This is a genomic window from Arthrobacter sp. FW306-1B-G06A, assembly GCF_058781765.1.
In genome coordinates, this window is record NZ_JBYSXB010000005.1 from 1 (window position 1) to 12,687 (window position 12,687).

General features: G+C 64.0%; 8 protein-coding genes and 1 rRNA gene. 2 read left to right on the top strand and 7 right to left on the bottom strand.

Annotation, left to right across the window (positions count from 1 at the left end):
* Window positions 1-374 precede the first annotated feature (374 nt).
* The 3 genes from AC3WJM_RS03645 to AC3WJM_RS03655 form a co-directional block, all read right to left on the bottom strand.
* Window positions 375-1,897 (bottom strand): 16S ribosomal RNA (locus AC3WJM_RS03645).
* A gap of 548 nt (window positions 1,898-2,445) precedes the next feature.
* Window positions 2,446-3,756 (bottom strand): tyrosine--tRNA ligase, encoded by a 1,311-nt coding sequence (tyrS, locus tag AC3WJM_RS03650; RefSeq protein WP_307053474.1) that lies wholly within the window; start codon window positions 3,754-3,756, stop codon window positions 2,446-2,448.
* Window positions 3,757-3,800: 44 nt separating this feature from the next.
* Entirely contained in the window at window positions 3,801-6,029 is a 2,229-nt protein-coding gene (locus tag AC3WJM_RS03655; RefSeq protein ID WP_059387784.1) for a helicase domain-containing protein, read from the bottom strand.
* Between the two features lie 158 nt (window positions 6,030-6,187).
* Here AC3WJM_RS03655 and AC3WJM_RS03660 point away from each other — a divergent pair, with 158 nt between their 5' ends.
* Window positions 6,188-6,823 carry a GNAT family N-acetyltransferase gene (locus AC3WJM_RS03660; RefSeq protein ID WP_084784356.1) on the top strand — a complete coding sequence of 212 codons (636 nt, stop codon included), beginning with the start codon at window positions 6,188-6,190 and terminating at the stop codon, window positions 6,821-6,823.
* A 19-nt stretch (window positions 6,824-6,842) separates the two neighbouring features.
* On the opposite strand, the gene AC3WJM_RS03665 is transcribed toward AC3WJM_RS03660, so the two are convergent.
* On the bottom strand, window positions 6,843-7,505 hold the full coding sequence (locus AC3WJM_RS03665; RefSeq protein WP_284989295.1) for a DNA-3-methyladenine glycosylase: 663 nt from the start codon (window positions 7,503-7,505) through the stop codon (window positions 6,843-6,845).
* A 94-nt stretch (window positions 7,506-7,599) separates the two neighbouring features.
* Here AC3WJM_RS03665 and AC3WJM_RS03670 point away from each other — a divergent pair, with 94 nt between their 5' ends.
* A complete protein-coding gene (locus tag AC3WJM_RS03670) occupies window positions 7,600-9,165 on the top strand; it encodes an AlkA N-terminal domain-containing protein (protein WP_306962910.1) in 1,566 nt (521 codons plus the stop codon).
* Here the strand turns inward: AC3WJM_RS03670 and AC3WJM_RS03675 are convergent.
* The 3 genes from AC3WJM_RS03675 to AC3WJM_RS03685 form a co-directional block, all read right to left on the bottom strand.
* Window positions 9,071-9,808, bottom strand: coding sequence for a maleylpyruvate isomerase family mycothiol-dependent enzyme (locus tag AC3WJM_RS03675; protein WP_059387785.1), 738 nt, complete (start codon window positions 9,806-9,808; stop codon window positions 9,071-9,073). The two genes, AC3WJM_RS03670 and AC3WJM_RS03675, sit on opposite strands and share 95 nt — an antisense overlap.
* Window positions 9,809-9,934: 126 nt before the next feature.
* Window positions 9,935-11,407: an argininosuccinate lyase gene (gene argH, locus AC3WJM_RS03680; RefSeq protein ID WP_492271216.1), complete on the bottom strand. Its 1,473-nt coding sequence runs from the start codon at window positions 11,405-11,407 to the stop codon at window positions 9,935-9,937.
* Window positions 11,404-12,609, bottom strand: coding sequence for an argininosuccinate synthase (locus AC3WJM_RS03685; protein ID WP_236816785.1), 1,206 nt, complete (start codon window positions 12,607-12,609; stop codon window positions 11,404-11,406). The genes argH and AC3WJM_RS03685 overlap by 4 nt, the downstream gene beginning before the upstream one ends.
* Window positions 12,610-12,687 lie beyond the last annotated feature (78 nt).

Consider the following 12,687-nt stretch of genomic DNA (forward strand, 5'->3'; position numbering starts at 1 on the left):
CCCAACAAAAGGAAAGGACAACCGGGAACACACGAAGAAATGCAGCCAGGAAACCAGAAACACACAAACCCGCCCGGAACCACGCAACCCACACAGGCCACGCACCCCCCGACGGCCCTGTTGCCTCAGGACCCAACAGTGTGCCAAACACGAAAACCGGACAACCCCCCACCCGCACCGTTCCACAACACCCCACCACAAAAATGACAGGACATCCGTACTGAACGCGGGAAAGAAACCACCCGGCCGCTATCTGCTGATATTCCACCCATGAGCACCCACCGCAGAACAGACGCCTGCGCAATGGGCTTTGCTTCCACACACCCCCCCACCAACCATGCGGAAGGAAGAAGGGCGATAATGGTGCTCCTTAGAAAGGAGGTGATCCAGCCGCACCTTCCGGTACGGCTACCTTGTTACGACTTAGTCCCAATCGCCGGTCCCACCTTCGACGGCTCCCCCCACAAGGGTTAGGCCACCGGCTTCGGGTGTTACCAACTTTCGTGACTTGACGGGCGGTGTGTACAAGGCCCGGGAACGTATTCACCGCAGCGTTGCTGATCTGCGATTACTAGCGACTCCGACTTCATGGGGTCGAGTTGCAGACCCCAATCCGAACTGAGACCGGCTTTTTGGGATTAGCTCCACCTCACAGTATCGCAACCCTTTGTACCGGCCATTGTAGCATGCGTGAAGCCCAAGACATAAGGGGCATGATGATTTGACGTCGTCCCCACCTTCCTCCGAGTTGACCCCGGCAGTCTCCCATGAGTCCCCACCACTACGTGCTGGCAACATGGAACGAGGGTTGCGCTCGTTGCGGGACTTAACCCAACATCTCACGACACGAGCTGACGACAACCATGCACCACCTGTAAACCGACCGCAAGCGGGGCACCTGTTTCCAGGCGTTACCGGTTCATGTCAAGCCTTGGTAAGGTTCTTCGCGTTGCATCGAATTAATCCGCATGCTCCGCCGCTTGTGCGGGCCCCCGTCAATTCCTTTGAGTTTTAGCCTTGCGGCCGTACTCCCCAGGCGGGGCACTTAATGCGTTAGCTACGGCGCGGAAAACGTGGAATGTCCCCCACACCTAGTGCCCAACGTTTACGGCATGGACTACCAGGGTATCTAATCCTGTTCGCTCCCCATGCTTTCGCTCCTCAGCGTCAGTTAATGCCCAGAGACCTGCCTTCGCCATCGGTGTTCCTCCTGATATCTGCGCATTTCACCGCTACACCAGGAATTCCAGTCTCCCCTACATCACTCTAGTCTGCCCGTACCCACTGCAGAACCGGAGTTGAGCCCCGGTCTTTCACAGCAGACGCGACAAACCGCCTACGAGCTCTTTACGCCCAATAATTCCGGATAACGCTTGCGCCCTACGTATTACCGCGGCTGCTGGCACGTAGTTAGCCGGCGCTTCTTCTGCAGGTACCGTCACTTACGCTTCTTCCCTACTGAAAGAGGTTTACAACCCGAAGGCCGTCATCCCTCACGCGGCGTCGCTGCATCAGGCTTCCGCCCATTGTGCAATATTCCCCACTGCTGCCTCCCGTAGGAGTCTGGGCCGTGTCTCAGTCCCAGTGTGGCCGGTCACCCTCTCAGGCCGGCTACCCGTCGTCGCCTTGGTAGGCCATTACCCCACCAACAAGCTGATAGGCCGCGAGTCCATCCAAAACCGCAAAAGCTTTCCACCACCACCACATGCGTGGAGCGGTCGTATCCGGTATTAGACCCAGTTTCCCAGGCTTATCCCAGAGTCAAGGGCAGGTTACTCACGTGTTACTCACCCGTTCGCCACTAATCCCCCCAGCAAGCTGGAGATCATCGTTCGACTTGCATGTGTTAAGCACGCCGCCAGCGTTCATCCTGAGCCAGGATCAAACTCTCCGTTGAAGTAAAACAAAAACAGACACAACCACAACCACCGGAAATAACGGCGACCAGGCTGCACAAAATTTGAAACCAGCTGAAAACCAGACCCCACCCACAGGGGCGGACAAGGCCCGGCAAAATCAACCAATTCATAAAACAAATCGGTATCAACAAACTTGGCACACTATTGAGTTCTCAAACAACAGACACAATCCGAATACTCCTCGGAACAAATTCGATGTTCCGCATTTCCTCGCTGCGATGTTTCTACTTTATTTCATTCATTTCAACTTTGCAAATCCAGGATTTCTCCAGAAATTTACCCAAGTGAATCGAATTTTCCCCACAGAGTCGATAAATTATCCGATTTCCAGACTTTTGGTCTAAACCGAATTATTCACATTCAATGGGATTTTGTTCGCAATTTATCCGCTTCAGCGGCAGCGACTCAGAAAACGATACACGCTCCCCCGGAGCCGCGCAAGTCGGCTTGGAGGAGCGTGCAATAGAACATGGAACAGCCCGTCTGGCGCGCCCACACAAGAACACACCGTGGAGCTAAGTAGGCGTCAGACGGTCACTTCGACGGTGGCCAGATTCTTCTTGCCGCGGCGCAGCAAAAGGTACCGGCCGTGTAGCAGTTCCGCCTGGTCGATGACGGCGTCGGGGTCGGTCACCTTGCTGTTGTTCACGTAGGCGCCGCCCTCCCCCACCGTGCGGCGGGCAGCGGACTTGCTCTCGGACAATCCAGACGCAACCAAGAGGTCGATGATCCCGAGGCCATCCGCGCCGATCGAGGCAGACGGCAGCTCTGCAGTTGCCGACGCCAAGGTCACTTCGTCCAGAACCGAGAGATCGCCATTTCCGAACAGTGCAGCCGAAGCAGCGATCACTTTCTCCGTCGCGTCCACTCCGTGCACCAGTGAAGTGACCTCGAAAGCGAGCCTGCGCTGGCCTTCGCGGGCGAACGGGCGCTCGGCAACAGCGGCTGCGAGTTCCTCAATCTCGGCGCGGCTAAGGAACGTGAAGACCTTGAGGCGGTCAACGACGTCGGCATCCGCAGTGTTGAGCCAGAACTGGTAGAAGGCGTACGGGCTGCACATGTGGGCGTCGAGCCAAATGGCGTTGCCTTCGCTCTTACCGAACTTGGTGCCGTCCGAGTTGGTGATGAGGGGCGTGCCCAGGGCGTGGACAATCTTGCCGTCGACCTTGCGGATGAGCTCCGTGCCACTCGTGAGGTTGCCCCACTGGTCCGAGCCACCCGTCTGCAGCACGCAACCGTAGTCGCGGTTGAGCTGGAGGTAGTCCATGCCCTGCAGGATCTGGTAGCTGAATTCGGTGTAGCTGATGCCCTCGTCGGAACTGAGACGGGAGGCAACTGCATCCTTGCGGAGCATGGTGCCCACGCGGAAGTGCTTGCCGATTTCGCGCAGGAAATCGATGGCGCTCAGGGGCGCGGTCCAGTCAAGGTTGTTCACCATGCGTGCGGCATTGTCGCCCTCGAAGCTGAGGAAGCGTCGGACCTGGGCCTGAAGGTAGCCGACCCACTCCGACACGGTGTCCTTGGTGTTCAAGGTGCGTTCCGCCGTCGGGCGCGGATCGCCGATCAGTCCGGTGGAGCCGCCCACCAGGCCGAGCGGCTTGTGGCCGGCCAACTGCAGGCGGCGCATGAGCAGGAGCTGGACAAGGTTGCCAAGGTGCAGTGACGGAGCCGTGGGGTCGAAGCCACAGTAATACGTGATCGGGTCCCCGGCGAGCAGCTTTTCCAGTTCCGTTTCATCAGTGGAAACGTGGATCAGGCCGCGCCATTTGAGCTCTTGCCAGATATTGGCAAAGCCCGGGTCGTTGTGCTGGGACTCGAGGTTGTTTACGTGTGACACGAGTTCTAAGTTAGCAGGATTGCCGTTCGGCTTGCTCGCATGGCTCAGCGCTCGATACCCGCCGGCAGTGGCGCCGCGGTAATGAGGCGCAGCCGCTGCGTCGGACGGGTCATGGCAACGTAGAGATCGCCCACCTTGCCATGCTCGTGATTGAGCATCGCGGCTGGCTCAAGAACAACCACGCCGTCGAACTCCAGGCCCTTGGCTTCCTTGGGGCTGATGACCACGATGTCCTGGGAGTAGCTGCCCGCTCCGGTGCCCACACGGTGACCGTAGACCCCACGGAGGGCGGCTGCAGCCCGAGGCAGGAGGGCGCCGTCGGCAATCACGGCCAGGAGGCCGCCGTCGATCGCTTCCAGTTCCTCCGGAAGGATTTCGACGAGCCGGTCTACCATCCCCGCTTCGTCGACGCGGTCCACGATCGGTGACCATTTGCCTTCGCGAACGGCCTTGGGAGCAGAAACAACCAGCCCAGCGCGGTTCGCCATGCGGACTGCCGCTTCGGCGATCTGCGAGGGAGTCCGGTAGTTGACGGTGAGTTCTTCGAGCTGCCAGCGGTCCCCGAACGACGGCGCGAGGGCACTTTGCCAGGAATTCGCACCGGCGGAGGAACTCGTCTGGGCGATGTCGCCGACGATCGTGAAGGACTTCAGCGGGCAGCGGCGGACCAAAAGCCGCCACTGCATGGGCGAGAGCTCCTGCGCTTCGTCAACCACGATGTGTCCGAACGCCCACGAACGGTCGCTCGTGGCCCGTTCTGCGGCGGTCAGCCGTGTTTCGCGTTCCTGGTTCTGGTCTGCCAGTTCTTCGGCCGTCATCAACACGTCGACGCCCATGGCCTCCATGTTGACCAGTGTCTGCTTGGCGTTGGCGATGTCGCGGGCACGGTCGTGTTCTTGCTGGGCCAGTCCCCTGCCCGCGGCAGGATCGAGCTCGCCGAGGAGTTCAGCGGCCTCGTCGAGCAGCGGAACATCGGCTTCCGTCCACGGTGCATCCGCGGGGCGAAGCAGGAGGGCACGCTGCGCCGGCGTGAGGTGCGGGGTGCAGGCCTCCAGGATGGCTGGCTTGCTGAAGAGCTCGGAAACGAGCTTCTCGGGAGTCATGGGCATCCAGCACAAGTTCAGGACGATCCTGACGTCGCGTGCCGAGCGGACGTCCTCAGCGAGGTAGGAACGGTCGGCATTGTTGCCGATGTTCGATTCCTCGACGATCTCCGTCAGCTGCTCCGTGAGTTCGCGCAGCAGGATCTTGACGAACGTCACGCGCGCTTCATTGTGCGGCTTGCCGGTGGCGCGTGCCCTGTCCCGGGCGCGGCGGACTTGCCGCACGGACAGCGTGAGCTTGCGCGAGTCAACCTCGAGGATGCGGTCCTCGGCGGGAGTCCGCTGGCGGTTGGCCACGGCATTCGCAATCACGTCGGCCATGTTCAGCTTGCCCTTGAGGGCTGCGACGTCGGGATCCTGTTCCGGGACGGCGTGGATACCGGGCATGAGGCGGCCCAGGCTCGCCATGACGACTCCGGTCTCGCCGAGGGACGGCAGGACCCGCTCGATGTAGTGCATGAACGACGACGAAGGTCCAACAAGCAGCACACCTGCCGACTTCAGGCGGTCACGGTGGGTGTACAACAGGTAGGCGGCGCGGTGGAGCGCGACCGCCGTCTTGCCGGTACCGGGGCCGCCTTGGACAACCAAGGCACCCGACATGGACGAACGGATAATCCGGTCCTGCTCGGACTGGATGGTGCCGACGATGTCCGACATGCGGCCGGTGCGCTTGGAATTCAGGGCGGCAAGGAGTGCGCCCTCGCCCTGGAGCGAGGCGTTGTCCGCCAGCATGCTGGCATCCAGGACATCGTCCTCGATCGCTTTGACCTCCCGGCCCTGCAGGATCAGGTGACGACGACGGCGGACGCCCTGCCGGTCGAAAGCGGTCGCCTGGTAGAAGTGGCCGGCTTCGGGGGCGCGCCAGTCGACCATAAGCCGCTGGAGATCCGCCGTGGACAGTCCGATGCGGCCGATGTACTGCGCCTCGCCGCTGTCCAGGTCAAGGCGTCCGAACACGAGACGGTCGTCGACGGCGTCCAGCTGGGCGAGCCGGTCCTCGTACAGTGCCGCGAAGGCGTCCCTTTCGGAAACGTTCTGCATGGTGCCCACCGCTCCGGCGCGCCGGACCTGCGCCAGCTGTTGGCGCTTTTCCTCCCGCAGCTCATCCAGGCGCGAGTAGAGACCGGCCACGTACTCCCGCTCGTGGATCAAATCAGCGTCGTGCATCGAAACGTTCCCCTATCGAAAAAGACGGACCGTCCATTCTACAGCGGTTTTGCTTGACGTGGGTGAAACTGCCCGCACGCCGGTGCGTCACACAATGTTCACCCGGCGCTAACCTCCTGAGCTTTTCCATCCGCACCAAGTGGTGCTTCAATGCTGCAATGCAGCACGACGTTGCCCTGACCCGACACGGCATCAGCCTGGTCCCGCTCTCCCCCGCACATGCCGGTCCGCTCTTCGATTTTGTGGACTCCGGGATGTGGTCCGGCATGGCCGCTGAGCAGCCCTTGAGTGCCGCGGAACTGGCCGAACTCTTCGCGGCCCGCCTCGAAGATCCGGCGACCATGCCGTTCGCCGTCGTCGAACAGCGGACGGGAGCGCTGCTCGGAACCACATCCCTGTGCGAGTACAGTCCGCGCCAGCAGCGCTTGGAAATCGGCGGCACTTTTTACGGGCGCCCATTCTGGGGCAGCCACGTCAATCCGGCCGCGAAGCAACTGCTGTTGGCGTACTCCTTCGATGTGCTGGACGTCCACCGGGTGGCCTTCCGCTGCGATGCCCGCAATACGCGCAGCGCCTCGGCCATTCAGCGGCTTGGTGCCAGCTACGAGGGCACGCTGCGGGGGCACCGCTTCGCTCCCGACGGGAGCCGTTGCGACACCGCCGTGTTCTCGATCCTGCGCGAAGAATGGCCCCACGTGCGCGAGTCCCTGCTTGGCCGCCTCGCGCCGTTCGAGCTGGCCGACAACCAGTGTGCATATGTCGCGGAGCCTGCCCGGACCGAACACGCCGCTTGAAGAATTCCTCCGTGGGCCCCTACAAACGCTTCCCGACGGTGCGGCTGCGGCCCGGCTTGTAGCGGGACACCGTGGGATCCCCGGAGAGCCAAAAGCGCCACGGGTAGTCGGCGGAACCGCCGTCGCCCGATACTCCGACCCGGAGCCCGCTCGCGACTGCCGATGGCGCCGCCGGAGTGACCGGAAGTTCGAGGCCGAAGGGCTCGGCCAAGGCATCCCGGCCGCTGTCCGCCGTCGTCAGCCCCATGGCGGACGCCAGCCGGGCGGGCCCGCTGGCAAGATCGGTCGGCGATTTCGACGCCGGACGGCGGGACTGTGCCAAGGCTTGGCCGGCCACCACCTCCCCTGCCCGCAACAGCAGCGCGGACGCAACGCCGTCGGGACCGCAGACAATGTTGGCGCAATAGTGCATGCCATACGTGAAGTAGACATAGAGGTGGCCTGCCGGACCGAACATGGGAGCGTTCCGGGCGGTGGGGCCGCCGAAGGTATGGGATCCAGGGTCGGGTTGGGCCGATCCCCGCGGGCCCAGATACGCTTCCACTTCGCTGAGCCGGACGGACACCGTGCCCTCGGGAGTCCGGTGGCTCAGCACGGCACCGAGGAGCAAGGGGGCAACGTGCCGCGGATCACCGGAAAGAATGGCCCTGATGGCCTCCGGTGACGCACCCTGCGTTGTCATGCCCAGACCCTAGCAAAAATCCGCCAACCGGGCCGTGGCCGGCAATGTCCGATTTCCGCTAGGACGCGCCTGCCGATGCTGAAAGGATGGAGTCATGGACTTTTGGCAACGCTACCGTGCGATCGATGCGCGGGATCCCCGGTTCGACGGCCAGTTCTTCACCGCCGTCCGCTCGACGGGCATCTATTGCCGGCCGTCGTGCCCGGCACGGACACCCAAGGCAGAAAACGTGACGTTCTACGAAACCTCGGCCGCCGCCCACGAGGCCGGGTACAGGGCCTGCAAACGCTGCCTGCCGGAGGCGGTTCCGGGCACGCCTGCGTGGAACCTGCGCTCGGACGTCGCCGGCAGGGCGATGCGGCTCATCAACGACGGCGCGATCTCCCGGGTGGGCGTCGAAGGACTCGCCGCCAGGCTGGGCTACTCCTCCCGCCAGCTCAACAGGATCCTCAGCCACGAACTCGGGGCCGGGCCGCTGTCCTTGGCGCGGGCCAGCCGGGCGCAGACGGCCAGGACGCTCCTGGTCTCCACCTCGATGAAACTTTCGGACGTGGCGTTCGCCGCCGGGTTCAACAGTGTCCGCCAGTTCAACGACACCATCAACGAAGTCTTCGCCCTGACTCCCACGGCACTCCGGGCCACCGCCAAGCCCCTAGGCCATCACGGCAAGCAGGGTGAGGCCACTTCCTTGACCCTCAAGCTCCCGTACCGGGAGCCTTTCGACACGGGGATTTTCGATTTCCTCGCGGCCCGTGCGATTCCCGGCGTCGAACTGGCGGGCCCCACCAGCTATACGCGGACCCTCCGCTTGCCCCTCGGCAACGCAGTGTTCGCAGTGGAGTACGACGCCGGGGCGCGCGGCGGCGCGCTGACCCTCGCCGTCAGCACCTTGGATCTCCACGATCTTCCCGTGCTCCTTAGCCGGGTGCGGCGATTGTTCGATCTCGACGCCGATCCCGTGGCCGTCGACGAGGCGTTGGCCTCCGATGCCAGGCTCTGCCCGTCAGTTCGCGATACGCCCGGGATCAGGGTTCCGGGTGCCGTGGATCCCCAGGAACTGCTGATCCGGGCGATGATCGGCCAGCAAATCACCGTAGCCGCCGCACGCACCGCTTTGAGCCAACTGTCCGACGCCGGGACCCGCTTGCCGGAAGGGCACCCGGGACACGCGCTGGGCCTGGACCGTCTCTTCCCCACGGCCGGGGAAATCGCCCGCTCGGGCCGGGAACTACTGAAAGGCCCCCAGCGCCGCATAGATTCCGTGCTTGCCGCGGCAGCAGCCATGGCCAGCGGGGAACTCGACTTCGACTACGGCGACGACCCCCAAACGCTCGCGGACAAACTATTGCCGTTGCCCGGCGTCGGACCATGGACCGTGGGCTACGTGGCGATGAGGGTCATCGGCGACCCGGACGTCTTCCTCGCCAACGACGCAGCCGTCCGGAACGGCCTCAAGAACCTGGCCGCCTCGGAGGGCCTGCCTACAGACTTCCGCAACGTGAGCCCGTGGCGTTCCTACGCCACGATGCATCTGTGGAGGGCAGCGGCAAGCAAACGCGGCAGCGCTATCGTGTCGCGGGAACGCTCGATGGCCACGGGAGAAGCTCCGGCAAGTCAACACCGTCCGCGTCGGCAGAGGCACGCAGGCTCCCCAGGGTAGGCGTGCGGCCGGCGAGCCAGGCGGCAATATCCGTGATCATGCCGTTGATGGCAACGGACTGCCGCCCCGAGCCGATGACCACCTGCGGCAGGCCCAGGGGCTGAAGCACGAATTTCTGGTCTGCGGGCACGCGGGCCGAGAGGAAATCGAAAAGGTGCTCGCAGAATTGCCGGCTCCAGGCTTCCGGTCCGCGACCGATTCCCAGGTCCGTGACGTGGATGACCAGTTCGCGCCAGAGCGCCAGGCCGCCGTCGAGCACTGTTCCGTTCCGGAAGCTGATCCGGGTGTTCCAGCCGGACTCCACAAGCCCATCGAAGGCCCGCAGGGCCCGCGAGAGGGCCGCTTCGGTGGCGTCACGGTGTTCGGCAAGGCTATGGCTAGCCGCCAGCTCAATCGCCTTCGTACGGCCCTCGTAGCCGCCGTCGTAGATGTCGATGGTCTCGCCGCGTGCGGCGTATTCCAGTTGCCTGGCCATGGCGTTCGAGATACCGGCAATGTGAGCCAGTACGTGGCCGCGGGTCCACCCGGGCAGCTCGGAGGGAGCTGCAACATCGGCGTCGTCGAGTTTGGCGACAACGTCGGTGACAGTGCCGGCTGCTTTGTGGAGCTCGGCAAGAAGCGCTGAGGTAGTGATCTCGGTCATAGCGCCATAGTATCCGACAGGGTTAATGACTGTTAACGAGGATTAACTGGCAGCGGCGGGCATTTCGCTGCAGCCTTTGCGAAAAAGACTGCCTCGAAATACCCGCCGGCGTTGGCCTTCTTTTCGTTACTCCGCGTACTTCCGCACCGCCGCGAGATCCGCTTCGAGGGCAAGCAGTTGGCGCTCGACGGCGGCCGGGGCCGTTCCGCCTTGGGAGTTGCGGCTGTTGAGTGAACCTTCGGTACTGAGCACGGTGCGGACCTCGGGAGTCAAGTGCTCCGAAATGCCCGCGTACTCTTCGTCCGTCAGGTCCCACAGCTCGACGCTGCGCCCTTCAGCCAGCTTCACCGCCGCACCGGAGAGCTCGTGCGCCTCGCGGAACGGCACTCCCTGGCGGACAAGCCACTCGGCGATGTCCGTGGCAAGCGCGAAGCCCTGCGGTGCCAGCGATGCCATGCGCTCGGTGTTGAAAGTGAGCGTGGCGATCATGCCGGAGACGGCCGGGAGCAGCACCTCCAAGGTGTCCGCGGCGTCGAATACCGGTTCCTTGTCTTCCTGCAGATCGCGGTTGTACGCGAGCGGCAGGCCCTTGAGCGTTGCCAACAGCCCGGTCAGGTTGCCGATGAGGCGCCCTGCCTTGCCGCGGGCGAGCTCGGCGACATCCGGGTTCTTCTTCTGCGGCATGATCGACGACCCCGTGGAGTAAGAATCATGGAGCGTGACGAAGGAGAACTCCTTGGTGGCCCACAGGATGACTTCCTCGGAGACCCGCGACAGGTCCACGCCGATCATCGAGCAGATCCACGCGAACTCGGCGAAGACATCGCGCGAGGCAGTGCCGTCGATCGAGTTGTGGACCGCCGAGAAGAAGCCGAGGTCCGCGGCGACGGCCTCGGGATCCAGGCCGAGCGAGGAGCCCGCCAATGCTCCGGAGCCGTAGGGCGAGACACCGGCGCGCTTGTCCCAGTCCTGGAACCGCTGCACGTCGCGCAACAGTGCCCAGGCGTGGGCCAGCAGGTGGTGGCTCAGCAGGACAGGCTGGGCATGCTGCAGGTGCGTCCGGCCGGGCATGGCAACGCCCTGGTGGGCCTTGGCCTGACCAACGAGGGCGTCGATCGTGGCGAGCACGCCGCGGGCGATGATGCGGGCGTGGTCGCGCAGGAACATGCGGCCCAACGTGGCCACCTGGTCGTTGCGCGAACGGCCTGCCCGGAGCTTGCCGCCCAGGTGGGTTCCCGCGCGCTCAATGAGCCCGCGTTCGAGGGAACCGTGGACGTCCTCATCGCTCTCGGCCGGCTGGTAGGCGCCGCTCGCGACGTCGTCATCCAGCTGGGTGAGCGCCGCGAGCATGCCTTCTAGTTCGGCGTCGTCCAGCAGCCCGGCCTTGTGCAGCACGCGGGCATGGGCCTTGGAGCCGGCGATGTCGTAGCGGGCCAGCCGCCAGTCGAAATGCGTGGACTTGCTCAGCGCCGCAAGCGCGTCCGCGGGACCGCCGGCGAACCGGCCGCCCCACAGCGCGCCTTCATTCGTCCCCGAACGCTCCCCAACCTCGCTGCGCTCGGCCGGGGACCCCGGCGTCCGTGGGCCCACCGACGTCATTTGCCCGACACCCGCAGGTCGCGGCCTGCGGCGACCTTGGAGGACATTCCCCACAGCTCGATGAAGCCCTTGGCCTGCGACTGGTCGAAGGTGTCGCCGGTGTCGTAGGTGGCGAGGTCGAAGTCGTAGAGCGAGGTGTCGGAGCGGCGGCCGTTGACGATGGCCTGGCCGCCGTGCAGGACCATGCGGATGTCGCCGGAGACGTACTTCTGGGTGTCCTCGATGAAGGCGTCCAGGGAGCGCTTGAGCGGGGAGAACCACTGGCCGTCGTAGACCAGTTCGGACCAGCGCTGGCCGACGGTGGCCTTGAAGCGGGCCTGCTCGCGCTCGATGGTGACGTCCTCGAGGTGCTTGTGGGCGGTGATGAGGGCCATCGCGCCCGGAGCTTCGTAGATTTCGCGGGACTTGATGCCCACCAGGCGGTCCTCGACGACGTCGATGCGGCCAACGCCTTGGGCACCGGCGCGGCGGTTCAGTTCCTGGATGACCTGGAGCGGAGTGTGCTTGACGCCGTCGATGGCCACGGGGACGCCGGCTTCGAAGGTGATGGTGACTTCGTCCGGTGCCGGCGGGAATTCCGGGGTGGCCGTGTAGTCGTAGATGTCCTTGGTGGGAGCGTTCCAGATGTCCTCGAGGTAGCCGGTTTCGACGGCGCGTCCCCAGACGTTCTGGTCGATCGAGTACGGGTTCTTCTTGGTGGTCTCGATCGGCAGTCCCTTTTCCTCGGCGAAGGCGATGGCCTTGTCGCGGGTCAGGGCGAGGTCGCGGACGGGTGCGATGCATTTCAAGTCCGGGCCCAGCGTCTGGATGCCGACCTCGAAGCGGACCTGGTCGTTGCCCTTGCCCGTGCAACCGTGCGCAACGGTGGTGGCACCGAATTCGCGGGCGGCCTTGACGAGGTGCTTGACGATCACGGGGCGCGAGATCGCCGAAACCAGCGGGTAGTGGCCCTGGTAGAGGGCGTTGGCCTTCAGCGTGGGCATGGCGTATTCGTTGGCGAATTCGTCGCGGGCGTCGGCCACGTAGGCCTCGACGGCGCCGCAGCCGAGGGCGCGCTGGCGGATGGTCTCCAGCGACTCGCCGCCCTGTCCGACGTCGACGGCCACGGCAATGACCTCGGCCCCGGTGGCTTCACCGATCCAGCCGATGGCTACGGAAGTATCAAGGCCACCGGAGTAGGCCAGAACAATGCGCTCAGTCACGAGAGTGCTCCTTTGTTGTTGCTTGGTTCTTTTGAGTCAAAGCTTGGTTCGGGCCGAAGGCCCGGGTGGAACAGCGCC